Below are 23,389 nucleotides of genomic sequence, written 5' to 3' on the forward strand. Positions count from 1 at the left end.
ATTCATGCAAAAACGCCGGCTATTAAATTATGACAGCAACCGGTTTCGTGAATACTTTACATCCTACTGAGGGAATTATCATGGACGCTTCAGAAACGCTCACCCAATCCACCGGGCTGAGTTCTTTTAACACAAAAGGACTCATCATCCTGGCTCTGGACATTGTGCTGCTGATACTGCTGCTGAAATATCTGCCCTACAGCGACAAAGAGAATGCAGGACTGGCCTTAATGGTGTTTGTTGCTGTTTTATGGCTGACTGAGGCGATTCATGTCACGCTGACCGCGTTACTGATCCCGATTCTGGCTGTATTTCTCGGGTTGCTGGGCGCAGGTAAGGCGTTACAGTCATTTGCCAGCCCGACGATTTTCCTGTTCTTCGGTGGTTTCGCTCTGGCGACGGCACTGCATATCCAGGGGCTTGATCGCCTGATTGCCAACCGTCTTCTGCTGATCGCCCGTGGCCGGTTATGGGCGGCGGTGATCCTGTTGTTCAGTGTCACCGGTGCGCTTTCCATGTGGATCAGTAATACCGCGACAGCTGCGATGATGTTACCGCTGGTGCTGGGTATTCTGGGCAACCTGGATATCCGTCATGACCGTAACACGTTTGTGTTTATGCTGCTGGGGGTCGCTTACAGTGCCAGTATCGGTGGTCTGGGGACCATGGTCGGCAGTCCGCCGAATATCATTGCCGCAAACCAATTGGGTATGGATTTCTTCACCTGGATGAAATACGGCATTCCGATGGTATTGATCCTGATGCCGATTATGTTCGGTATTATGTATCTGATGTTACGTCCGAAGCTGGGTGCCCGTTTTGAAATTGAAGTGGAGCAGGTTCACTGGACACCAAAACGTCTGCTGACACTCGGTATTTTCGGTCTGACGGTTATCTGCTGGATCGGCAGCGCGCCGCTGAGTGAACTGCTGGGTAACATTAAGGACTTCGATACCATTATCGCGCTGAGTGCCGCCGCGCTGATTGGTATTACCGGGGTGGCCAGCTGGTCACAGATCCAGAACAACACGGAGTGGGGCGTTCTGTTCCTGTTTGGTGGTGGTCTGACACTGAGTATGATCCTGAAAGATTCCGGTGCCAGCGAAGTGATGGCGGACTGGATGAAAACCTCATTTGGTAACAGCAGCTGGCTGGTGATTATTATCGCCGTCACCACCTTTATCATTGTGCTGACCGAGTTCACCAGTAACACCGCCAGCGCCGCGCTTCTGGTGCCTATCTTTGCCGGTGTGGCTGAAGGTCTGGGAATGCCGGTTATGGCGCTGACTATGATTATCGGTATCGGTGCATCCTGTGCCTTTATGCTGCCGGTGGCGACACCGCCGAACGCGATAGTCTTCGGAACCGGGTTTATCAAACAGTCCGAAATGGTGCGGGTTGGTGGTGTACTGAATATTGCCTGTATTATCGTTATCTCAGCGTTTGCCTGGTTGTTCTGGGTATAACAGTCTCTCTGACGATAAAGATACAAACAAAGTACAACACAAAAAACCCGCTGATTTATCAGCGGGTTTTTTTATACCGGTAAGCAAAGAATATCGGTGCGGATGCATCGGCACTGAGATACTGCAAAAGTACAGAAGATCAGCCGGAGAGAGACACAGGTATTATCAGATATAAAAAAGCCCTGCATCAGGCAGGGCTTCGGATAAGAGAGATGATATCAGCCGCGTTTATTCGCAACATACACGGTTAATTCAATACCCGGATGTAAATCCTTCATTTTGACTTTACTGTTCCAGGACATCAGTTCTTTCAGTGTCACGCCATGACGCTGTGCGATGCTGTAGTAAGAATCACCCTGACGGACTTTATACTTCGCCAGACGCATTGCATTTTTGGTGGCCGCTTTTGATGGTTTCACCACCGGACTGCCTTTCACCCGTAATGTTTGTCCCGGTTGCAGAACAGAGGCGCTTTTCAGTCCGTTCAGCTTTTTCAGCTCAGCAACGGTCATCTTATGGCGGTTAGCGATGGCGTAGAATGAATCACCGCTTTTCACTTTATACTTCGCAGCCTGTGCACGACCGGCTGGTGTGCTTAACTGTTCTGTACGCTGATTGTTTTTCGCGACTGCTGTGCGGATATCATTAAGCACTGCGTCATCAGATAACGCGCTCATCAGCTGGTCGACTTTGGTTTTCGGCAGCATCAGATAGTGAGGACCGGCCGGAGACGTTACACCGCGTTTCAGGCTCGGGTTGTAATCTTTCAGTCTGGAAACCGGCATATCCAGCAACTGTGCCGCAACATCCAGGGAAATCTGCTGGCCGATATTTACCCGTGCCAGAGCGCGTTCTGCATTGGGTACCGGTAAATTCACACCGTTGCGGTCGCTGTTGCGGATAACATTGCTCAGGGCAAAAATACGCGGAACATAATCCATGGTCTCTTTCGGCAGGGATAATGACCAGTAATCCGTTGGTTTTCCGGCTGCAGCGTTCGCTTCCATCGCGCGCAGCACACGGCCTTCGCCGCTGTTATAAGCAGCCAGGGTCAGAGCCCAGTCTCCGCCGAACATATTATTCAGACGTTCCAGCAAATCCAGCGCGGCAGTGGTGGAGGCTGCCACATCACGGCGGTCATCAACCCACTGGTTCTGATTCAGCCCGTTTGCTTTGCCGGTGCTCGGGATAATCTGCCATAACCCGGCAGCCTGAGCCGGTGAGGTGGCATGCGGATTAAAAGCACTCTCCACTATGGGCAGCAGAACCAGTTCCATCGGCATGTTACGTTCATCGATTTTACCGATGATCCAGTACATGTAAGGTTCTGCGCGCAGTGTCACATCGTGGAGATAGCTCTTTTTGGCGAGGTAAGAGGCTTCTTCAGCCCGGATGCGGTCGTTATCCGGGATGTTCATTTTCATCTCATCGCGGATATAACCCCAGATGTCATCTTCGGGGCTGACGGAGGACATTTTTGCTGCATCCATCTGCTGAGCAGTCAGTAAAAAGCCGTTACCGGAAGGATAATGAGGTTTCTGAGTGGTTTTCTGCGGGGCAGTCTGACACCCCGCCAGCAAGATTGCGGCGGCAAGAAGTGTGGCTTTGATTTTCATGTTGGCGGAATCAGCATTATTATTCTTCAGTCTGTAGGTTTCGCAATCATACTGGTGTTATTCCGCCCTGACAACGATTACGGCTAAAATTGATCTTTTTTTGCGCGTAAAGACGTAAAAGTTTCCTCAGCCGTCGCAGTATGTTTACTTACTGATAAATTATGTTGCAGATCAATATTATCACAGTTAAGAAAAACATTAATTTTCCTTTCTGTTTTCAGTGTGACGGGCAGCGTGGCTTCATGATTACGGCGTAATTGTTCAATATGACGCTGATATGCCTGAATATCGGTGTTTTCCGGCCAGACGGCGTGTGCAAAGGCGAGATTTGACTCTGTGTATTCATGCGCACAGCAGACCAGTGTGTCATCCGGCAGTGCCGCAAGACGGCTGACGGAGCGGAACATCTGCGCCGGTGTACCTTCAAAAATCCGGCCGCAACCGCCGGAAAACAGCGTATCGCCGCAAAAAAGATACGGTTCGCAGTAATAAGCCACATGGCCGAGCGTGTGTCCCGGTACGGCCATGACCTGAAATGTCAGCCCGCCGCAGGTGATAGAGTCATTATCCTGTACACAGTGATTTGCACCTTTCGCCATGGTTTCAGCGGGGCCGTAAACCGGCAGGCCGGGGTAGTGTGAGACAATCTCTGCCGTACCGCCGGTGTGATCCGCATGGTGGTGTGTCAGCAGGATGGCAGAGGGGGTCAGTCCCTGCTCCCGCAATGTATTCAGCACCGGTGCACTGACGCCGGGATCAACGATGACGCAGGTGTGCGCATTATCCCGTAATAGCCAAATGTAGTTATCTGATAACGCGGAAATTCTGATAAGCTCCATAGATACCTCACCTTTTTGAGTGTAAACCAAGGATAAAGCCATGTTTTCTGCACGAGCGACAAAAACTCTGACGATGCCGGACTCGTGGTGCGATATCCCCTGCGGGCGCCGCTTCCGGCAGTCGCTGGAAGCACAACTGGCACCCTGGTGGCCGAAAATGTTTGGCTTCCATCTGATTAAGATTGGTGCACTGAGCTGTGAAATTGACAGCAGCAGCTGCATGATACCGCATCAGGTGAATATGGCACCGCAGGGTAACACCTTACAGGTATTCGGGGAGGCGGCGCAATTGCCGTTTCTGGACAAATCCGCGGATGTCTGTGTGCTGGCACATAATCTGGGGTACAGCAGTGACCCGCACCGGCTGCTGCGCGAGGCCGACCGTGTCCTGATTGAGGACGGCTGGCTGATTATCAGCGGGTTCAACCCGTTAAGCCTGCTGGGGGCGCGTAAACTGATCCCGTGGCGTCTGAATCAGCAGCCGCAGTGCAGCCGGATGTTTTCACAGTTCCGCATGCTGGACTGGCTCAGTCTGCTCAACTACGAAATTATGTATCACCGGCTTACCATCCCGATCCCGTGGTGTAACCCGGACAGCGCCGGCAACCGCTATGCACGGATTTTCGGCTGTCTGGGGGTAATTGTGGCGCGCAAACGCACGGTGCCGCTGACATTCACACCGCAGAAGCTGCGCCTGCTGCGGCCGAAACTGAATAATGTGGTGGGCGCGGCCCGCGAGCAGACGCCACCGCGCTGTCTGAAACGCCGCTGAGGTTTATTCTGCGGCGGGCTGATAACCGGAATCGTTCTGTGACGGGGACTCAGCCGCTGCACGGGCAAGCTCATCACAGCGTTCGTTTTCCGGATGTCCGGCATGGCCTTTCACCCACTGCCAGTCAATCTGATGACGGGTGATAGCGGAATCCAGACGCTGCCACAAATCGACATTCACCACCGGGGATTTATCCGCTTTACGCCAGCCGCGCCGTTTCCAGTTATGTATCCACTGCGTGATCCCCTGGCGGACATACTGGCTGTCGGTGGTCAGTACGATATCACACGGGCGTTTGAGCGTTTCCAGCGCCATAATAGCGGCCAGCAGTTCCATCCGGTTATTGGTGGTGAGAAAAAAGCCCTCACTGAGCGTTTTCTCACGGCCTTTATAACGCAGCAGCGCACCGTAGCCGCCGGGGCCCGGATTTCCGAGGCAGGAGCCGTCGGTGAAAATTTCTACCTTGTCACTCATCTCTGGTAGACTCTTCCTCTGATTGATTGGCAATTACCTGAGTCTGACACAAAACGTCATTATGAGCACTGATATTACACGACAAATTGTTCTCGATACCGAAACCACCGGTATGAACAAACTGGGTGCCCACTACGAGGGGCACAATATTATTGAGATCGGTGCGGTTGAAGTGATCAACCGGCGCCTGACCGGCCGTAATTTCCATCTGTATATCCGGCCTGACCGGCTGGTGGACCCGGAAGCCTTTGGTGTGCACGGGATCAGTGATGAATTCCTGATGGATAAACCGGTGTTTGCCGATATCGCGGATGAATTTATTGAATTTATCCGTGGTGCAGAGCTGGTGATTCATAATGCGCCCTTCGATATCGGCTTTATGGATTATGAATTCCGCAAGCTGAACCGGGGTATCCCGCCGACGGCTGAATTCTGTACCATCACCGACAGCCTGACGCTTGCCAGACAACTATTCCCGGGTAAGCGTAATAACCTCGATGCGTTATGTGACCGCTATCAGATAGATAACTCAAAACGTCTGCTGCACGGCGCGTTACTCGATGCCGAAATTCTGTCGGATGTCTATCTGGCGATGACCGGCGGCCAGACATCACTGGCTTTTTCTGCAGATAATGAGAGCGGCGGCGAAGAGAACGTTCAGGCCATTCAGCGGATTGCCCGCCCGCAGAGCGGCCTGCGCGTGGTATATGCCACGGATGAGGAAATCTCGGAACACGAAGCACGTCTGGATCTGGCTGAGAAAAAAGGAGCCAATCCTTGCATCTGGCGGAGCTGACCTGCCGCAGCGGATGCGGTGCCTGTTGCACTGCGCCATCCATTTCGTCCCCCATTCCCGGTATGCCGGAGGGGAAACCGGCCAATACCCGCTGTGTGCAGTTGTCAGCACAAAATCTGTGTCTGATTTTCGGGTCACCGCTGCGCCCGGCTGTTTGTGCCGGATTGCAGCCCTCGCGGGAAATGTGCGGGGAGAGCCGTGATGATGCGATGACTTATCTTCTTGATCTGGAAAAACAAACGTCTCCCTGAGCACGGATGACCGCGTGGCGGGATCGTGTATGTCGTGTGCACTTTTCCGTATTAAACCGGTCTTTCAGGCGAAAAACTGTGCAATTGCATGGGTTTACACAAATCAGCTATTGACGAACGGAAACCGGCATCGTATTATTCGCACCGTTCCCGAAAAGGAACACACGGAGCGGTAGTTCAGTTGGTTAGAATACCTGCCTGTCACGCAGGGGGTCGCGGGTTCGAGTCCCGTCCGTTCCGCCAGATTACAGAAGCCCTGACAGCAATGTCAGGGCTTTTCTGTTTCGTGCTGTACAATTTCTCTCTGCATAATCGCGTTGTATCATTATCATCCCCCGGTATTACCTCTCTTATCATTTTGATAATGCGTTGTGACCACACTCATACTTTATATGAATAAATAATGTTCAGGTGCTGGCACATATCTTGCTGTTTGTTTTCCGTAACCGGTTGCGCGGCCGTCGCCGCTGTGCCGGTAAAAACAATAAAACCAATCACAGAGGTTGTATTTATGAAAACAAACACCGGGAGTGATGAAGTCAATGAAATGATGCCGATGCGGAAACTGTTTCCGTATGCTGTTCAGCATATTTTTGCCATGTTTACCGGCACCATTGCCGTGCCGATAGTGATTTCCCAGGTTCTGAAACTGTCGCAGGAAGATACGACCCTGCTGATTGCCGCGGCGATTTTTGTTTCCGGCGTGGGGACGCTTATCCAGTCACTGAGTATCACCAAATATGTCGGCGTCAGTCTGCCGCTGATCCTCGGCACTTCGTTTGTGGCGATGCCGCCGGTTTTTATTATCGCCTCGCAGTTCGGCGGGGGAATTGAGTCACTGCCTTATGTCTTCGGCGGGACACTGGTTTCCGGGGTGCTGCTGTTCTTTCTTGCGCCGTTGTACGGAAAAATCGCCTTCTTATTCAAACCGATAGTTATTGGCTGTTATCTTATTATGCTTGGTGTTTCCCTGCTGCCGGTTTCGTTTTCCGGGATTGTCGGTTATCCGGGGGAGGCTTCCTACGGTGACCCGGCCGGTATTTTTCTCGGTGTGCTGACTATCGCGGTGATTGTGCTGTTAAACCGCTTCGGTAAAGGCGCGTTGCGGGAAATGTCGATTCTTATCGGCCTGATCGTGGCTACCCTGGTGGCGGTGGTAATGGATATGGTTAACTTCGGTCCGGTGAGCAGCGCCGGGTGGTTTTCGTTTGTCCGTCCCGCCCATTACGGTATTCATTTTGATCTGACCGCGATTATTCTGATGTTCCTCGGTACTTTTATGGCCACACTGGATTCAGTCGGCACTTTTTCCACCGTCGGCCGCCTGTGTAACCGCTCTATGGAAGGCAATGCTCTGAACTCTCCGATGCGCGGGGAAGGGGTGGCAGTGACCATTTCCGGGCTGTTTAACTGTACGCCGCTGACCTCCTTTATTAACAATGCGGGGGTGATTATTATCTCCGGTGTGCGCAGCCGTTATGTGACCGCATGCAGCGGGGTGATCCTGATTATTCTCAGTATTATTCCCAAATTCTCTGCGATTGCGACTATGATCCCCGCTTCTGTTTTCGGCGGCGCGACCCTGGTGATTTTTGCTTTTATTACTGTTGCCGGGATAGACACACTGACAAAATCCGTCGATATGACCAAAATGGGCAATATGATGGTTGTCGGAATTTCAGTCAGTGTCGGGCTGATGTTTAACGGACAGGGGGAAGCCCTTTCTCAGCTGCCGGAAATGTTGCGGATTATTCTTTCCCAGGGCGTGATAGTGACCTTTGTTCTGGCTATCGTGCTGAATCTTTTATTTAATTTTGACAGTGTGATCGGTAAAAAAGAAAAACCGTAATATCTTTGCCTGCCGGTAAGCGGAATTTTTCCGTCACCGGCAGGAAACGCCGGCCATCCGCCGGATAAGCACACAGAATGCAGTATTTCCGCTTGCTATTCATTGTGGTAATCGGGTTTAATAGGTCACTTCCGCTGTTGCGCAATACCTGGTGCTAAAACGATTTAGTCAGCGAAAATGCCGCCTGTGCGAAGTCTTGTTTCTGTTCTCAGACACGCCTCGCCTGACGTCTCATTGTTGTCTTTTCAGCCCCGACCCTTTGCCTCTGACCGGTGATAAGGATTGCCATCCGTGCGCGGCACTGCGAAAATAGCCTGTATCTGCTTTTTATCCGAACCTGGAGTAGACAATGACCTCTCGTAAAACTCTTGCTAATGCGATTCGTTTCCTGAGCATGGACGCGGTGCAAAAGGCAAATTCCGGACACCCCGGCGCACCAATGGGCATGGCTGATATCGCGGAAGTACTGTGGCGCGACTATCTGAAGCACAACCCGACCAACCCGCACTGGAGTGATCGTGACCGCTTTGTGCTGTCAAACGGCCACGGCTCAATGCTGATTTACAGCCTGCTGCATCTCACCGGCTATGATGTATCGGTGGATGACTTAAAAGCCTTCCGTCAGCTGCATTCCAAAACCCCGGGTCACCCTGAATACGGTTACACCCCGGGTGTGGAAACCACTACCGGCCCGTTAGGCCAGGGTATCGCAAACGCAGTCGGTTTTGCTGTGGCAGAACAGACACTGGCGGCGCAGTTCAACCGTCCGGGTCACGATATTGTTGATCATCACACCTACGTCTTTATGGGCGACGGCTGTATGATGGAAGGGATCTCCCACGAGGCCTGCTCTCTGGCCGGTACCCTGAAACTGGGTAAACTGGTTGCCTTCTACGATGACAACGGCATTTCCATCGACGGTAACGTTCAGGGCTGGTTTACTGATGATACCGCCAAACGTTTTGAAGCTTACGGCTGGCACGTCGTGCGCGGCATTGACGGTCACAATCCTGACCAGATCAAAGCAGCCGTTGAAGAAGCCAAAGCGGTTACTGACAAACCATCCCTGCTGATGTGCAAAACAGTTATCGGTTTCGGTTCGCCGAAGAAAGCCGGTACTGCGGATGCACACGGTTCTCCGTTAGGTGATGCGGAAATCGCCGCTACCCGCGAAGCACTGAACTGGCCGTATGCGCCGTTCGAAATCCCGCAGGAAATCTACACTGAGTGGGATGCGAAGAAAGCCGGTGCTGCTGCTGAATCTGAGTGGGATGTGAAATTCGCTCACTACGAAAAAGCCTTCCCTGAACTGGCCCGCGAATACCGCCGCCGTGTAAACGGTGAGCTGCCTGCGCAGTGGGAAGCCGATGCAAACGCCTTTATTCAGAATCTCCAGGACAACCCGGCCAGCATTGCCAGCCGCAAAGCATCACAAAATGCACTGGAAGCATTCGGTAAAGTGCTGCCTGAATTTATGGGCGGTTCCGCTGACCTGGCACCGAGTAACCTGACCATGTGGTCCGGCTCTGCGCCAATCAATGAAGATAAAGCGGGTAACTACATCCATTACGGCGTGCGCGAGTTCGGCATGTCTGCCATCATGAACGGTATCGCTCTGCACGGCGGTTTCATTCCTTACGGCGCGACCTTCCTGATGTTCGTTGAATATGCCCGTAACGCGGTGCGTATGGCGGCACTGATGAAGATCCGCAGCATCTTTGTTTACACTCATGACTCTATCGGTCTGGGTGAAGACGGCCCGACTCACCAGCCGGTTGAGCAGATCGCCAGCCTGCGTGTGACACCAAACATGAGCACATGGCGTCCGTGTGACCAGGTGGAATCCGCTGTGGCGTGGAAATATGCGATTGAGCGTAAAAACGGCCCGACATCCCTGATCTTCTCCCGTCAGAATCTGGCACAGCAGCCGCGTACCGCGCAGCAGCTGGCTGATATCGAAAAAGGGGCGTATATCCTGAAAGATTGCGCAGGTCAGCCGGACGTGATCCTGATTGCCACCGGTTCTGAAGTGGAACTGGCCGTGAAAGCATACGAGCAGCTGACAGCCGAAGGCCGTAAAGCGCGTGTGGTATCTATGCCGTCCACTGATGCATTCGATAAACAGGATGCTGCGTACCGTGAATCTGTTCTGCCGTCAGCGGTGACAGCACGTGTTGCTGTTGAAGCGGGTATTGCGGATTACTGGTTCAAATACACAGGTATGCAGGGTGCCATCGTCGGCATGCATTCATTCGGTGAATCTGCACCTGCCGGTCAGCTGTTCAGTGAGTTTGGTTTCACTGTTGAGAACGTGGTTTCTCAGGCGAAAGCCCTGCTGAAATAATCTGCTGATACAGATTCTGAAAGCGCATTCCGGTTTTTTTGACCGAATGCGCTTTTTTTATCTTTGCCTGTCTGACTTTCTTGCGATCTTTTTTCATTTAGCATAACCTGTCTTTATTGAGCTGAACCGTTTCAGTCGCAGGGGTGTTCAGATTGTGCCGCACGGGATAAAAAAGATTGCGGTTTCTATGATAAATACCCCGTACAAAAACCCGTGAGTCCGTTATTCTTAGTTCGCTGATAATTTGGCTATTTCTGAGGATACTATGACAATAAAAATTGCAATCAACGGGTTTGGGCGAATCGGGCGGAGTGTGCTGCGGGCGTTGTATGAAACCGGGCGTAATACGCAGATTACCGTTGTTGCTATTAACGAACTGGCGGATTCCGAAGGTATTGCACACTTACTTCAATATGACACAAGCCACGGACGCTTTTTTAAACCGGTGAAGCTGACAGATAAAAATACACTGAAAGTCGGCGATGACACGATCCGCATCCTGCATGAAGCGGATATTCATCAGCTTCCCTGGGCGGAACTCGGTGTGGATGTGGTACTTGATTGCAGCGGCGTGTACGGTTCCCGTGATGACGGGCTCGCACATATTGCGGGCGGCGCGAAAAAAGTCCTGTTTTCCCATCCCGGCGGTAATGACCTGGATGCGACCATTGTCTATGGTGTTAACCATAATACACTGACTGCACAGGATAAAATTGTATCGAACGCGTCCTGTACCACCAACTGCATCATTCCGGTGATAAAATTACTGGATGAGGGATTCGGTATCGAATCCGGTACGGTGACCACTATTCACGCGGCGATGAATGATCAGCCGGTGATTGATGCTTATCACAGTGATTTACGGCGCACGCGGGCGGCCGGGCACTCCATCATTCCGGTGGATACCAAACTGGCTGCGGGGATCAGGCGTATTTTCCCTAAATTTGAAGATCATTTTGAGGCGATTTCAGTCCGGGTGCCTACAATTAATGTGACGGCGATTGATTTGAGCGTTACCGTCAAAAGTAATGTCACCACGCAGGATGTAAACCGCCTTCTGCAAAACGCAGCGACGGGGGCATTTCGTGGTATAGTGGACTACACAGAGTTACCGTTAGTCTCGGCGGATTTTAACCATGATCCGCACAGTGCTATCGTTGACGGTACACAGACCCGCGTCAGCGGACAGCATCTGATAAAAATGCTGGTCTGGTGCGATAACGAATGGGGCTTTGCGAACCGTATGCTGGATACCACTCTGGTAATGGCTGAGGCGGGTTTTCACTGAGGGACGGCGTGCCCCGGCAGAAAATTGAACACAATTTAACTGATAAGAGAATCAACAAGAGGATTCACCATGTCCGTAATTAAGATGACCGATCTGGATCTGGCGGGTAAACGTATTTTTATCCGTGCTGACCTGAACGTTCCTGTCAAAGATGGCAAAGTTACCTCTGATGCACGTATCCGTGCCTCGCTCCCGACAATCGAAGCCGCACTGAAACAGGGTGCCAAAGTCATGGTGACCTCTCACCTCGGCCGTCCGGTTGAAGGGGAATACAACGAAGAGTTTTCACTGAAACCGGTTGTTGATTATCTGGCAGATAAACTGAGCTGCCCGGTGCGCCTGGAAAAAGATTACCTCAACGGACTGGAACTGAATGCCGGTGAGCTGGTGGTGCTGGAAAACGTCCGCTTTAACAAAGGCGAGAAAAAAGACGACGAAACCCTGTCTAAACAGTATGCCGCTCTGTGCGATATTTTTGTGATGGACGCTTTCGGTACTGCACACCGCGCTCAGGCATCGACCCACGGCGTGGCAAAATTTGCGCCTGTCGCCTGTGCCGGCCCGCTGTTATGGGCGGAACTGGATGCACTCGGCAAAGCGCTGGGTAACCCTGCACGTCCGATGGTCGCGATTGTCGGCGGCTCCAAAGTGTCTACCAAACTGACGGTACTGGACTCTCTGTCCAAAATCGCGGATCAGATCATCGTCGGCGGTGGTATCGCCAACACCTTTATTGCAGCAGAAGGGCACAATGTCGGCCGCTCACTGTATGAAGATGACCTGATCCCGGAAGCAAAAAAATTACTCAGCACCTGTGATATCCCGGTTCCGGTTGATGTCCGCGTGGCGACTGAGTTCTCTGAAACCGCAGAAGCGGTACTGAAATCAGCCAATGACATCAAAGATGATGAGCAGGTACTGGATATCGGTGACGAATCCGCACACCACCTGGCTGAAATCCTGAAAAATGCCAAAACGATTCTGTGGAATGGTCCGGTCGGCGTGTTTGAGTTCCCTAACTTCCGTAAAGGAACTGAAATCGTGGCTAACGCGATTGCTGACAGCGACGCGTTCTCTATCGCAGGCGGTGGTGATACCCTGGCGGCTATCGATTTATTCGGCATTGCGGATAAAATTTCCTACATCTCTACCGGCGGCGGCGCATTCCTGGAATTCGTCGAAGGCAAAAAACTGCCAGCCGTTGTGATGCTGGAAGAGCGTGCAAAACAGTAACAGTCATAATCAGATGACAACAACGGGCGGTGCAGGCTGCCCGTGACAACTTCCGAAAGACCAATACAGGAAATTTGACATGTCTAAAGTTTTTGATTTTGTAAAACCCGGTGTCGTCACTGGCGATGATGTTCAGAAAATCTTTGCGGTAGCCAAAGAAAATAATTTTGCACTGCCAGCGGTAAACTGCGTCGGGACAGACTCGATCAACGCCGTATTGGAAGCGGCGGCCAAAGTCCGTGCTCCTGTTATTGTTCAGTTCTCAAACGGCGGTGCCGCATTTATCGCCGGTAAAGGTTTCAAAGGCGAAGGTCAGCAGTCTGCTGTTCTGGGTGCAATCTCCGGTGCGCATCATGTGCATCAGATGGCAGAATATTACGGCGTGCCGGTCATTCTGCATACTGACCACTGTGCGAAGAAATTACTGCCGTGGTTAGACGGCCTGCTGGACGCCGGTGAGAAACACTTTGCCGCGACCGGTAAACCACTGTTCTCTTCTCACATGATCGACCTGTCAGAAGAGTCACTGGAAGAAAACATTGAGATTTGCAGCAAGTACCTGGCGCGTATGGCGAAAATCGGTATGACCCTGGAAATCGAACTGGGCTGCACCGGTGGTGAGGAAGACGGCGTGGATAACTCCCACCTCGATAACTCCGCACTGTATACCCAGCCGGAAGATGTCGCGTATGCCTATGAAAAACTGAATGCCATCAGCCCGCGTTTCACTATCGCGGCGTCATTCGGTAACGTGCACGGTGTTTACAAGCCGGGTAACGTGCAGTTAACACCAAAAATTCTGCGTAACTCTCAGGACTATGTTTCTGAGAAATATAACCTGCCGCACAACAGCCTGGATTTCGTATTCCACGGTGGTTCCGGTTCAACTGCGGAAGAAATCAAAGAAGCAGTGGGTTACGGTGTGGTGAAAATGAATATCGATACCGATACTCAGTGGGCAACCTGGGAAGGTATCCTGCACTACTACCAGAAAAATGAAGGTTATCTGCAGGGCCAGCTGGGCAACCCGGAAGGCCAGGACAAGCCGAACAAAAAATACTATGACCCGCGTGCATGGTTACGTGCCGGTCAGCAGACAATGATCGAACGTCTGGAAAAAGCATTCAAAGAACTGAACTGCGTTAACGTTCTGTAATTTGTTGCGTGAATAATAAAACCGCCCGGTATTTTGCCGGGCGGTTTTTTTGTATGAATTATTTTTTCTGCTGGCTTTCATTACGCCGGATTATCGATTCAATTAACTCATCGATATGAAGATTGACCAGCATTTCAACCGCATCACTGCGGGTTTTGCCGGAAAGAAGTGACAGGTGGTTAATTTTTCTGACTGTTGTGCCGGTCAGCGATAATGACACGGCTTTCTTTTTCTCTTTATCCAGCGACACTTTCCCGCGGTAATACACGGATTTCGGACTTTCATTGCTGTTCAGTTCTTCACTGAGTTTTTTCAGTGTTTTGCGATCCAGTGTGCCGGCATCCGTCATCTCATAGGTATGTGACGCTTTCCGGTAGCGGATTTCGGCTGACCAGGTATCACGTAACTCTTTGAATGTACGGGTCAGTGTTGCCTCTGAGCAGCGGAGTGTCGCCAGGATCTCATCTGACGGAACCGGTTTTCCGGGGCCGAGCAGGGTTGCCAGGGTGAATAAACGAACCTGTCGTGTGCTTAGTTGCATAGTCTGGGGACACCTGTATAAAAACAAAGAGACTGAGTAACGATTATTGCGGAACAGCCTGTGCCGCAGATAACCGTACTATTTAATCAGCAAGCCAGAATATATCAAGGCACTCAGATATAATAGTACCGGATATTCTGCCTGATGATATTTTTGTCTGCAATATTACGCGTTTTGTGTTTTAAACGGTTGTCCGTCAGATTTTCGTTGTGCGATCCCGTATACCCGTGCCCTGGCCAGAATAGCGGATGCCCAGCGGCGGTGTGTTGCCGGTTCACACATGGCTCCCTGCGATTTGAATACCGCCTGTGTGGAGTTCAGTATCCGCAGCGCATCGGCGTGTTCATCAGCAGAGACCCGCAGAGCATGTTCAATCACCGCCACCTGGTTCGGGTGAATCGCGGTTTTACCCACCAGCCCGTGAGCAATATCCAGCGCCAGTTCCCGGGTCATGACATCGTGATCATCAATGTGCTCGCACACCGGCGCGGTCATGGCAAAGTCGTACGGGGCAAAAACAGCGACCAGCATTTTAATCACATAGCCCATCGGGCCGTCATACAGTGTGAGATGACGCGGGCGGCGCAGTGAAATCACATTCATCAGGTCATTACCGCCGATACGCAGTGCGATGATCCGGTCATGGCAGGGATGGGATTTGAGAACCTGTGCCAGTTCCCGCATCTGCACCACATCACAGACCTCTTCAGTTTCCAGGGTCGGCATCATGCACAGCGGGGTATCCTGTACCACCTGCCACCAGACCGGCAGCGTTTGTTGTGTGAACTTCGGCAGAACCAGCCCGTCGATCGCACTGAGATCACAGTGCTCCCGCAGCCATAATCCCATTTCAGGATGACGCGGACGGATAAATACCAGCGGCCAGTTCTGGTTACCGGCACGCTGTTTTTCTGCCGTCAGTGCCGCCAGGATAACCTGCAAATTATTCAGTGCCTGCGGGAGATCCGTTTCACTGACCGCATCTTCCAGACAAATAATCAGAGAGCGTAATCCACTGATTTTATTATTGATAACAGCATCTGTGATATCAGTGCGGGTGGCGGGCATATAGAGTGAAGCCCCTAAATTCCACGGTGAGAGACGCAGAGTCATGGTGATACCTTCCTGATAATAGTGACGGCGCGGTACTGCCCGAGGGCGTCGCCGGCTTCCGTGATAGTGATCCCTTTCTGACGGGCGAGATAAAGCAGTAATTCCACGTCCGGCTCTGTACAGTCACGCACAAAGACATGATCCGGCACCCGGCGCAGAACGGCGCGGGTCGCTTCGGCAATACCGGGTTTGATTCTGTTCAGGTCACTCACATCGCAGCGTGCGGCCAGCGCGGTGATCACCGCGAGGCTTTTTGCCCGCAATGCGGCTTTAGTCTCAGGATCGGGAAATACCGCCGCAGAAACCGCAGTATTCTGCTGACGGCGTAATGCAGCAACAGTACCGGTCAGTGTCCGGCTGCATTCATAAGATTGTAAGTGCTCACAATGAACACAGCCGTGCGGGCCGGTATCCGACCAGACGGAGCGGGAGATAAGCCCGGAAACCGGTGCTCCCATAATACCGGAGGGGATCAGCCAGTCATCGTCAGCAGCAGAAAGCCAGGCGCATCCGGCCGGATCGGCCAGCACCACCAGACGCGGATCGGCCGGGTAGCCGGGTCTGTTTTTCAGGGAGCGGATCAGCTCACCGGTGATAGCGCCTTTGCCTGTCCAGCCATCCACAAACACAATACCGGCCGTGCCGTGATGGTGTTCGATCCATTCCAGCGCGGCGGTATCAATACCGCGGTCACGGATGATACTGATACCGTAATGGTGCGAGGTTTTTCCCGCATCACGCAGTGCCTGATGCAGCATCACGCCCAACGGCACACCGGCACGGACCAGACTGACCAGCACAACCGGCTGATCAGCAAAATAATCACCCAGCGTACGGGCGAGGGAACTCACATCCTGCGCCAGCCGCGGCGCACCTTTTTCCAGCGCACGGTTAAACAGATCAAGATGCCAGGCGGTAGGCGCCGGCTCCTGACTGAGCATATCGGAATAGTGTTTCTGTCCGGACTGAATCAACTGCTCTTTCACATCAACCGGTGTCATATCAATGGTGACCGGCCGGAGCAGAAACTGCACATCATCCGGCAGATAACTGCCTGAGAACGGGGGGAAATTATACATCGGATACCTCACTGAAAATCCGCGCGGCGACCGCATCCGCAAACTGACTGCGGGATGGCATACCGAACCAGGTACAGTGTTTCATGAAACGGTAATCGCTCAGACTGTCGCCGAGGCCGATAACCGGAAAGGTGCCGCGCGCTTCGCGCAGTAGGGCCAGCAGATGCGTAACAGCATGGCCTTTTTCCACCGGGTCCGGCAGCCAGGCAATATTGTTACTGTTGCGGTGAATATAAAATCCGTCTGACGGAAACTGTTGTTCAATCTCTGCGGCAACCGCATACAATTCATCTGTACGGGTGCTGTCGGTGTGTTTCATCACCAGATAGACCGGCACGTCATCGTACTCATAATTAATACGGGCCCATGCCTCAATACCGCGTTCCGCCATCAGGTCAGTACAAAACTGCTGAAGTGACAGCAGGCGCTCACGGTAAGGGGCGAGGGCGGCCAGCATCTGAGACTGCCAGACCGGCTCCGGTGAGCCGTCCGGTTGCAGGATCACCGCACCGTGTGTAGTGATCGCATAAGAGCGGAACGGGATAGTGACGCGGCGGAGTTCTTCTGTACCACGTGCCGTAACCGGAATGAGATCGGCATATGTCAGCAACCAGTCTGTCAGCATCGCCTGTTCTTCAGTCATAAAGCTGCGCGGCTGCAATGTGCGGTCAAGTGCGCCGGTGCGGAATGGCGTGAGATCCTGCTCCTGTATCATTTTGCGTTTTGTCTGGAACAGGGTGTCATCCAGATCGGTCAGGATCACCGGTTTAGTCGTCATAAATAATCTCCGTCAGTGGTGCGCAGCCGGACAGCGCCTGTAATAACTGCGGATCAAATGCCGCCGGGTCAGTTTCTGTGCACAGCAGAATGCGGTCAAATGACTGATGTGCCACATTGTAGAGGTAGTTGGCGATCCCCAATCCGTAGTTATCCGTAAAAGAAATTACCGATTCAATGGCACCACCCGGGGCTATCGGAGAGCGGGTCAGGGCGCTGAATTTCACATCCGCCCCGGCGTCCGCCAGCCGTTCGGCCAGCAGGAACGGCTCCCAGACAAATTCACCGGAACCCAGCACCAGAATCCGCTCACCCGGCAGCGCGGTCACCGCACAGCCGAAATCAGTATGCGGTTCATGCAGACCCAGCCGTACCCGCGTCAGCGGACGGCGGATCGGTACGGTGCCTGCTGAACTGACATTCACATCCGGCATCTCCGGCAGTGTGGCATCAGGATCAGCCTCCCAGCGCCAGCTTCCGCCGATCAGCGAGACATGCTGTAACGGTAATCCGTGCTGAGAAGTGGCCGGCGTATCACGCCAGTCTGTCAGTGTGACAGTGACAATCTGCTGTAAATCAGGTAATTGTCCGCTTTCATGTAATGCGGTCAGCAGATTGGTAAAGGTATTGCCGGTGGTGGCTTCATCATCTGCCAGCACCAGGGTTTTCGCCTGCTGCAACCGGGCTTTCAGTTGCGGGTCATCCGGAAAATAGAGCAGATGATCCGTCGCGTGGCTGTGGTTCTCTTTAAACTCACACAGCAGCTCCCCGTCTGCCGGATGACGGGTGGAAGAGAGATACAGGGACGCCGGATACTGACGGCGGATTTCGCTGTATACCCCCGCACCCAGCCCGACAGCGGTTTCCGCCATACCGATAACCAGTAACGGCTGCGGAAGATCCTGCGGAAACTGTTCAGCAAGACGGCGGTAAACGCCGCGCATGATTTCCGGCTCTGCCGGGATATGACGACCAAGCACTTTGCTGACAAACAGAAATGCCCGTTTCGGATTACGCCGCTCCGCGATACCAAACAGGGTATCCAGTGTTTCCGGAGTGGCATCGCTGCGGACTTCCAGCGTGCCGGTAGTCAGTGTGAACCGGTGATGACCGGGACGGGAAAAACCGGGCATAGTGACCTCAGTGTATTGCATTATTCAGGGAAGACGGGTAGCTGACGGCTTCGGTCAGGGGACGGACAACCGCCGGACGAAATGCAGTGCGGTCATATTCTCTGACTTCATCCGCGCTGAGCAGGCCAAGCTGGTACAGGGCAAACAGTCCCGGCAGATTCACACCACTCAGTGCGGTATAGCCGATGCCGCCGGACGGCCGCATATTGATTTCAAGCAGCAGCGATTGCCCGTGATGGTCATGGCGGGTCTGCACATTCACCAGCCCGTCAGCGTTCATCACCCGCGCACAGGCGCAGGCCAGCTCAAATGCGGGACCATCATGTTCAAGGTATTGCAGGGAACCTTCTTTCCGCCGCGCGACAGCCGCCAGGACCTCTCCGCGATCAGCCAGAATATCCACAGAATACTCCGGGCCGGGCAGGCAGGGCATCAGTACCTGAGGGACGCATTTTCCGGTACTGCCGAATGCGGACAGGTACTGCTCCGGTGTGGTGATCCGCCGTTCAGGATGGCTGAACATCGCCATCGGTGATGCTTTGTCATCAAACTGCCAGAAACCGGTGCCATAAATACCCTGTACCGGTTTGATACAGAGCGGCAGTCCCGGAAACGGGGAGTCAGTCAGTGCATCACGCAGTTGTGCGGCGGACGTGATTTGTACCGAAGGTACGACCGGCAGACCGTGTGATGCCATTTCAGCGGCAAACCGGGCTTTATCATCCGCCACGGCGTAATCAGACAGAGAAACGACACCGGTTGTCAGCCGGGCGCCGGAGGCGGTGATAGTGTTTCTGTGCGTTTCAAACCACGGGGTATTCCGTCCGGCGTGGATGGCCTGAATACCGTATTTTTTCGTAACAGACAGAATAAACGCCAGCCGGGCATTATCGTCAGCCGGTTCAGTCAGCGAGAAACCGGCTTCTGACAGGATCTCATGACGGGGCTGCCGGTGAGAGGCAAATATCGTGAGATCAACCTGTAATGTTTGCGCGAACAGCCTGATATTCCGGATCAGATCACGCTGGGAAGAGAGACCTTCCGTCAGCCAGATTGCATGCGCCATTTTTGTTTATTCCTGTTCTGTTTTATCCGATAGATTGGGAGGGAGTTTATTTATGATTACTCAACATGTCAATCATATTATGATTATGTTGTTATTGAAGATAAGCTGACGAAATCTGACATAACACATAGTTTTTTAAGTTACTTTTGATTATTTAACTATTTGTTTTTATTTGTTTATTAATTTTATGTGAAATATATCTTGCCAAAGAACTCCGTCATGATATGATTTTTCAAAATTCATTATAACGTGTACCTGTCACCGGGGTTCCTCTCCCGTTTAAGGAATAAAATATGGTTTCACTGACGAAGAATCAGACGGTATCTCTCAGCAAGGCATCAGCCGCTTTAAATCAGCTGCATTTCGGCCTCGGCTGGGATCCTGTTCAGAAAAAGAAAGGTTTTCTCGGTTCGCTGTTCGGCGGCGGTAACGACTCAATCGATCTGGATGCCAGCTGCATTCTGCTGGATAAAGACGGTCGTATTCTCGATACCATCTGGTTCCGCAAACTGAAATCAGACTGCAAATCGGTGGTTCATGAAGGGGATAACCTGACCGGTGAGGGTGACGGTGATGATGAAGTGATCCGCGTGGATCTGAACCGTCTGCCGCAGAATACCGAATATCTGGCCTTTACCGTGAACAGCTTCCGCGGCCAGACATTTAATGATGTGGAAAATGCCTTCTGCCGTGTGCTGGATCAGAGCGGTAAAGAGCTGGTGCGTTATCAGCTGAATGAGCAGGGCTCACATACCGGTATTGTGATTGCCTCCCTGTGCCGCAGCGGCGGTGAGTGGAACTTTACCGCACACGGTGCTGCGTGCCGTGGCCGCACTATTGATGATATGTCTTCTGACATTGTCAGTACGGTGGTGCGCTGATGACTATGACGCCGGGGGCGAACGCGCCCGTTCCGCTGAAAACACTGCGGATTACGGTGCTGTCCGGCGCGGCGGCGGATGCTTCTGCTTTCCGCCTGTACGCTGACGGCAAAGTGAAAGGTGACCCGGACATGGTCTTTTACGGCCAGCCGCAGAATGATGACAGCACCATCAGCTGGCAGCAGAACGGTAACAATACCGTCTTTACGGTTGATCTCAGCCGTCTGCGTCAGGATGTGCAGAAAGTGGCATTTGTGGTCACCTGTGACGGCGGACAGACTGTTGCCGGACTGCGCAGCCTGGAAGTGCAGGTTGATGCGGATCAGGAAAAACTGCTCAGCGGCAATGTGGATACCGCAGGTCGTCAGGAAGCGGCACTGATCCTCGGCGAACTGTACCGTCGTAATAATGAGTGGAAATTCCGCTTTGTTGCCCAGGGTTTCAACGGCGGGCTGCAACCGCTGGCGGAACATTTCGGGGTGGATGTGGCCGCTGAGCCGGCACCAAAACCTGCGCCGGCACCAAAACCGGCAGAAAGCAAAATCAGTTTAAGCAAGATATCGCTGAGTAAAGAGAAGCCGTCAATCAGTCTGAGCAAGCGGGATAACTTCGGTGAAATCCGCATTAATCTGAACTGGCACCGGGAAGCGCAGAGCAGCAGTTCCGGTGGTTTTCTCAGCAATGTATTCGGTGGCGGCAACAAAGGTATCGACCTGGATCTGGGCGCATTTGTTGAATTACAAAATGGTCAGAAATCCGTGATTCAGGCGCTGGGTAATGCATTTGGTGATTACCGCCGCGAACCGTTTATTCAGCTGCAGGGTGATGATCGCACCGGCTCGGTGTCTGAAGGTGAGTGGCTGCATATTAACGGCGGCGAATGGAAACATATCCGCCAGATCCTTATCTACGCCTTTATTTACCAGGGCGTACCGAGCTGGGATAAAACAGATGGCGTGGTCACGGTCTTTGTACCGGAGCAGCCGCCGGTGGAAACCCGGCTGACAGAAGGGGATAACCGCCGCACCATGTGCGCGATTGCCCGCCTGGTCAATGAGAACGGGGCGATCAAAGTTGAGCGTCTTAACCGTTTCTTCAAAAATCAAAGCGATATGGACGAAGCGTTCGGGTGGGGTTTCCGCTGGAAAGCCGGCTCGAAATAATTTAATTGAGGATACAGCAATGAGTATACTGAACCGGGTCAAAAATGCGTTTAATTCAGGCCGCGAAGAACTGACAAAACAGGTCAGTCGTTTCAGAAACCGTAAGTTTATGGAAGGTACAATTGCAGTCTGTGCCCGTATTGCGGTTTCCAGTGACGGGGTAAGCGCGGAAGAAAAACAGAAAATGATTGGTTTTCTGAAGTCCTCCGAAGAACTGAAAGTATTTGAAACCGAAGAAGTAATTACGTTTTTCAACAAACTGGTGACCAGTTTCGATTTCGACATGGAAATCGGAAAAGGTGAAACCATGAAATATATCCTGGCGCTGAAGGATCAGCCGGAAGCAGCGCAGTTAGCGGTGCGTGTCGGGATTGCGGTCGCGAAGAGTGATGGTGACTTCGACCAGGATGAGCAGAAAGCAGTAAAAGAGATCGCTGCAGCGCTGGGGTTTGACCCGGCAGAATTTGGTCTCTGATTTTTATACCTAAGGGTTAATTATGGAATCAACACATATCGGTTTTCCGATGGAAACAGTTACCGTTTTCGTCGTCCTCGCTATCGGTGCGATTTTTCTTGATTTGTTTATGCACCGGGGCGATAAGCCGGTTTCACTGAAAAATGCGGCAATCTGGTCTGTTTTCTGGGTTGCTGTGGCAATGGGTTTTGCCGGGTTTCTGTATATCCACCACGGTTCAGAAGTCGCGAGCCTGTTTGTCACCGGTTATGCGCTTGAGAAAGTACTGTCCGTCGACAACCTGTTTGTGATGATGGCCATTTTCTCCTGGTTCTCGGTTCCGGATCGTTTCCGCCACCGTGTTCTGTACTGGGGGATTATCGGGGCTATCGTTTTCCGCGGGATTTTCGTGGCGATAGGTACCGGTCTGCTGAGCCTGGGGCCGTATGTGGAAGTGATTTTCGCCCTGATCGTTGCATGGACCGCTGTCATGATGCTGCGGAACCGCGAAGAGCAGGATGAGATAGAAGATTACTCGCAGCACATTGCTTACCGGATGGTGAAAAAACTGTTCCCTATCTGGCCGAAACTGAGCGGACACGCTTTCCTGCTGACGCAGAAAGAAGTGGATGCCGAACTGGCAAAACCGGAGAACAAAGACGTCACTATCGGCCGCGGTCAAAAAGCCGCACTGTATGCCACGCCGCTGATGCTGTGTGTGGCGGTAGTGGAACTGTCCGATGTGATGTTTGCGTTTGACTCTGTACCGGCGATTATCGCCGTCAGCCGTGAGCCGCTGATTGTTTACAGTGCCATGATGTTTGCGATTCTCGGCCTGCGTACCCTGTACTTTGTCCTGGAAGCACTGAAGCAGTACCTGGTTCACCTGGAAAAAGCGGTTATTGCGCTGCTGTTCTTTATCGCGGTGAAACTGGGTCTGAATGCAACAGACAGCCTCTGGGGGCACGGATTACATATTTCGGCCACCAGCAGCCTGTTCGTCGTGCTCGGGGTTCTGGCACTCGGTATCATCGCCAGCTTTATGTTCCCGGAAAAAACGGAAAATGCGGATAAGTAATTATCCGCCACCCGTCACTG

At 52.5% G+C, this 23,389-nt stretch carries 22 protein-coding genes and 1 tRNA gene; 14 read left to right on the top strand and 9 right to left on the bottom strand.

Annotation, left to right across the window (positions count from 1 at the left end):
• The first annotated feature begins 80 nt into the window (after positions 1–80).
• On the top strand, positions 81–1,466 hold the full coding sequence (locus tag AAZR23_RS13330) for an SLC13 family permease (protein ID WP_166707123.1): 1,386 nt from the start codon (positions 81–83) through the stop codon (positions 1,464–1,466).
• A gap of 218 nt (positions 1,467–1,684) precedes the next feature.
• Here AAZR23_RS13330 and mltD read toward each other — a convergent pair whose 3' ends face one another.
• Together mltD and gloB are read right to left on the bottom strand one after the other, a co-directional pair.
• On the bottom strand, positions 1,685–3,082 hold the full coding sequence (gene mltD, locus AAZR23_RS13335) for a murein transglycosylase D (protein ID WP_218427560.1): 1,398 nt from the start codon (positions 3,080–3,082) through the stop codon (positions 1,685–1,687).
• A gap of 83 nt (positions 3,083–3,165) precedes the next feature.
• Entirely contained in the window at positions 3,166–3,921 is a 756-nt protein-coding gene (gloB, locus tag AAZR23_RS13340) for a hydroxyacylglutathione hydrolase (RefSeq protein ID WP_434693123.1), read from the bottom strand.
• Between the two features lie 40 nt (positions 3,922–3,961).
• Between gloB and AAZR23_RS13345 the strand changes: the two genes are divergently transcribed.
• Positions 3,962–4,693, top strand: a complete 732-nt coding sequence (locus AAZR23_RS13345) for a methyltransferase domain-containing protein (protein WP_434693127.1) — start codon at positions 3,962–3,964, stop codon at positions 4,691–4,693.
• A gap of 3 nt (positions 4,694–4,696) precedes the next feature.
• Here AAZR23_RS13345 and rnhA read toward each other — a convergent pair whose 3' ends face one another.
• Entirely contained in the window at positions 4,697–5,167 is a 471-nt protein-coding gene (rnhA, locus tag AAZR23_RS13350) for a ribonuclease HI (protein ID WP_166707127.1), read from the bottom strand.
• A gap of 61 nt (positions 5,168–5,228) precedes the next feature.
• Between rnhA and dnaQ the strand changes: the two genes are divergently transcribed.
• From dnaQ to fbaA, 8 genes are all read left to right on the top strand, one after another.
• On the top strand, positions 5,229–5,963 hold the full coding sequence (gene dnaQ / locus AAZR23_RS13355) for a DNA polymerase III subunit epsilon (protein WP_166707128.1): 735 nt from the start codon (positions 5,229–5,231) through the stop codon (positions 5,961–5,963).
• Positions 5,960–6,214, top strand: a complete 255-nt coding sequence (locus AAZR23_RS13360; protein ID WP_046895235.1) for a YkgJ family cysteine cluster protein — start codon at positions 5,960–5,962, stop codon at positions 6,212–6,214. Before dnaQ ends, AAZR23_RS13360 begins: the two co-directional genes overlap by 4 nt.
• Before the next feature lie 166 nt (positions 6,215–6,380).
• Positions 6,381–6,457 (top strand) — tRNA-Asp (locus tag AAZR23_RS13365).
• A gap of 268 nt (positions 6,458–6,725) precedes the next feature.
• A complete protein-coding gene (locus AAZR23_RS13370) occupies positions 6,726–8,063 on the top strand; it encodes a uracil-xanthine permease family protein (protein WP_046895236.1) in 1,338 nt (445 codons plus the stop codon).
• 349 nt (positions 8,064–8,412) lie between these two features.
• Positions 8,413–10,407: a transketolase gene (tkt, locus tag AAZR23_RS13375; protein ID WP_046895135.1), complete on the top strand. Its 1,995-nt coding sequence runs from the start codon at positions 8,413–8,415 to the stop codon at positions 10,405–10,407.
• Between the two features lie 265 nt (positions 10,408–10,672).
• A complete protein-coding gene (epd, locus tag AAZR23_RS13380) occupies positions 10,673–11,695 on the top strand; it encodes an erythrose-4-phosphate dehydrogenase (protein WP_052926407.1) in 1,023 nt (340 codons plus the stop codon).
• A 69-nt stretch (positions 11,696–11,764) separates the two neighbouring features.
• Entirely contained in the window at positions 11,765–12,928 is a 1,164-nt protein-coding gene (pgk, locus tag AAZR23_RS13385; protein ID WP_046895137.1) for a phosphoglycerate kinase, read from the top strand.
• Positions 12,929–13,007: 79 nt separating this feature from the next.
• Positions 13,008–14,084: a class II fructose-bisphosphate aldolase gene (gene fbaA, locus AAZR23_RS13390; RefSeq protein ID WP_166707130.1), complete on the top strand. Its 1,077-nt coding sequence runs from the start codon at positions 13,008–13,010 to the stop codon at positions 14,082–14,084.
• Positions 14,085–14,142: 58 nt separating this feature from the next.
• Here fbaA and AAZR23_RS13395 read toward each other — a convergent pair whose 3' ends face one another.
• The 6 genes from AAZR23_RS13395 to AAZR23_RS13420 all read right to left on the bottom strand — a co-directional run bounded on the left by AAZR23_RS13395 (position 14,143) and on the right by AAZR23_RS13420 (position 19,793).
• On the bottom strand, positions 14,143–14,625 hold the full coding sequence (locus tag AAZR23_RS13395) for a hypothetical protein (protein ID WP_046895139.1): 483 nt from the start codon (positions 14,623–14,625) through the stop codon (positions 14,143–14,145).
• Positions 14,626–14,790: 165 nt separating this feature from the next.
• The gene (locus tag AAZR23_RS13400; RefSeq protein ID WP_112550304.1) at positions 14,791–15,738 is read right to left on the bottom strand and encodes an HpcH/HpaI aldolase/citrate lyase family protein; all 948 of its coding nucleotides are present in this window, start codon (positions 15,736–15,738) and stop codon (positions 14,791–14,793) included.
• Positions 15,735–16,817, bottom strand: coding sequence for a cysteine protease StiP family protein (locus tag AAZR23_RS13405; RefSeq protein WP_434693136.1), 1,083 nt, complete (start codon positions 16,815–16,817; stop codon positions 15,735–15,737). Before AAZR23_RS13405 ends, AAZR23_RS13400 begins: the two co-directional genes overlap by 4 nt.
• The gene (locus AAZR23_RS13410; RefSeq protein WP_434693139.1) at positions 16,810–17,595 is read right to left on the bottom strand and encodes a hypothetical protein; all 786 of its coding nucleotides are present in this window, start codon (positions 17,593–17,595) and stop codon (positions 16,810–16,812) included. The genes AAZR23_RS13405 and AAZR23_RS13410 overlap by 8 nt, the downstream gene beginning before the upstream one ends.
• Positions 17,585–18,727 carry a phosphoribosyltransferase domain-containing protein gene (locus tag AAZR23_RS13415; RefSeq protein WP_434693141.1) on the bottom strand — a complete coding sequence of 381 codons (1,143 nt, stop codon included), beginning with the start codon at positions 18,725–18,727 and terminating at the stop codon, positions 17,585–17,587. Before AAZR23_RS13415 ends, AAZR23_RS13410 begins: the two co-directional genes overlap by 11 nt.
• 7 nt (positions 18,728–18,734) lie before the next feature.
• Positions 18,735–19,793, bottom strand: a complete 1,059-nt coding sequence (locus AAZR23_RS13420; protein ID WP_434693144.1) for an ATP-grasp domain-containing protein — start codon at positions 19,791–19,793, stop codon at positions 18,735–18,737.
• Between the two features lie 293 nt (positions 19,794–20,086).
• On the opposite strand from AAZR23_RS13420, the gene AAZR23_RS13425 reads away from it, so the two are divergent.
• Genes AAZR23_RS13425 through AAZR23_RS13440 form a run of 4 tightly spaced genes read left to right on the top strand, consistent with a single transcriptional unit; the run spans position 20,087 to position 23,369 of the window.
• Entirely contained in the window at positions 20,087–20,674 is a 588-nt protein-coding gene (locus AAZR23_RS13425; protein WP_046895145.1) for a TerD family protein, read from the top strand.
• A complete protein-coding gene (locus AAZR23_RS13430; protein ID WP_166707135.1) occupies positions 20,674–21,837 on the top strand; it encodes a TerD family protein in 1,164 nt (387 codons plus the stop codon). Before AAZR23_RS13425 ends, AAZR23_RS13430 begins: the two co-directional genes overlap by 1 nt.
• Positions 21,838–21,856: 19 nt before the next feature.
• The gene (locus tag AAZR23_RS13435) at positions 21,857–22,312 is read left to right on the top strand and encodes a tellurite resistance TerB family protein (protein ID WP_046895147.1); all 456 of its coding nucleotides are present in this window, start codon (positions 21,857–21,859) and stop codon (positions 22,310–22,312) included.
• A gap of 22 nt (positions 22,313–22,334) precedes the next feature.
• Positions 22,335–23,369 (top strand): TerC/Alx family metal homeostasis membrane protein, encoded by a 1,035-nt coding sequence (locus AAZR23_RS13440; RefSeq protein WP_046895148.1) that lies wholly within the window; start codon positions 22,335–22,337, stop codon positions 23,367–23,369.
• Positions 23,370–23,389 lie beyond the last annotated feature (20 nt).

The organism is Morganella sp. Je.2.23 (assembly GCF_051129855.1).
Classification (GTDB): domain Bacteria; phylum Pseudomonadota; class Gammaproteobacteria; order Enterobacterales; family Enterobacteriaceae; genus Morganella; species Morganella sibonii.

Coding starts and splice junctions, on each gene's coding strand:
- epd (WP_052926407.1), top strand. CDS start 10,673: ATGACAATAAAAATTGCAATCAACGGGTTTGGGCGAATCGGGCGGAGT.
- AAZR23_RS13400 (WP_112550304.1), bottom strand. CDS start 15,738: ATGACTCTGCGTCTCTCACCGTGGAATTTAGGGGCTTCACTCTATATG.
- AAZR23_RS13410 (WP_434693139.1), bottom strand. CDS start 17,595: ATGACGACTAAACCGGTGATCCTGACCGATCTGGATGACACCCTGTTC.
- AAZR23_RS13425 (WP_046895145.1), top strand. CDS start 20,087: ATGGTTTCACTGACGAAGAATCAGACGGTATCTCTCAGCAAGGCATCA.
- AAZR23_RS13435 (WP_046895147.1), top strand. CDS start 21,857: ATGAGTATACTGAACCGGGTCAAAAATGCGTTTAATTCAGGCCGCGAA.
- AAZR23_RS13440 (WP_046895148.1), top strand. CDS start 22,335: ATGGAATCAACACATATCGGTTTTCCGATGGAAACAGTTACCGTTTTC.
- dnaQ (WP_166707128.1), top strand. CDS start 5,229: ATGAGCACTGATATTACACGACAAATTGTTCTCGATACCGAAACCACC.
- AAZR23_RS13405 (WP_434693136.1), bottom strand. CDS start 16,817: ATGTATAATTTCCCCCCGTTCTCAGGCAGTTATCTGCCGGATGATGTG.
- AAZR23_RS13415 (WP_434693141.1), bottom strand. CDS start 18,727: ATGCCCGGTTTTTCCCGTCCCGGTCATCACCGGTTCACACTGACTACC.
- fbaA (WP_166707130.1), top strand. CDS start 13,008: ATGTCTAAAGTTTTTGATTTTGTAAAACCCGGTGTCGTCACTGGCGAT.
- tkt (WP_046895135.1), top strand. CDS start 8,413: ATGACCTCTCGTAAAACTCTTGCTAATGCGATTCGTTTCCTGAGCATG.
- AAZR23_RS13430 (WP_166707135.1), top strand. CDS start 20,674: ATGACTATGACGCCGGGGGCGAACGCGCCCGTTCCGCTGAAAACACTG.
- pgk (WP_046895137.1), top strand. CDS start 11,765: ATGTCCGTAATTAAGATGACCGATCTGGATCTGGCGGGTAAACGTATT.
- AAZR23_RS13420 (WP_434693144.1), bottom strand. CDS start 19,793: ATGGCGCATGCAATCTGGCTGACGGAAGGTCTCTCTTCCCAGCGTGAT.
- AAZR23_RS13330 (WP_166707123.1), top strand. CDS start 81: ATGGACGCTTCAGAAACGCTCACCCAATCCACCGGGCTGAGTTCTTTT.
- AAZR23_RS13395 (WP_046895139.1), bottom strand. CDS start 14,625: ATGCAACTAAGCACACGACAGGTTCGTTTATTCACCCTGGCAACCCTG.
- mltD (WP_218427560.1), bottom strand. CDS start 3,082: ATGAAAATCAAAGCCACACTTCTTGCCGCCGCAATCTTGCTGGCGGGG.
- AAZR23_RS13370 (WP_046895236.1), top strand. CDS start 6,726: ATGAAAACAAACACCGGGAGTGATGAAGTCAATGAAATGATGCCGATG.
- AAZR23_RS13345 (WP_434693127.1), top strand. CDS start 3,962: ATGTTTTCTGCACGAGCGACAAAAACTCTGACGATGCCGGACTCGTGG.
- rnhA (WP_166707127.1), bottom strand. CDS start 5,167: ATGAGTGACAAGGTAGAAATTTTCACCGACGGCTCCTGCCTCGGAAAT.
- gloB (WP_434693123.1), bottom strand. CDS start 3,921: ATGGAGCTTATCAGAATTTCCGCGTTATCAGATAACTACATTTGGCTA.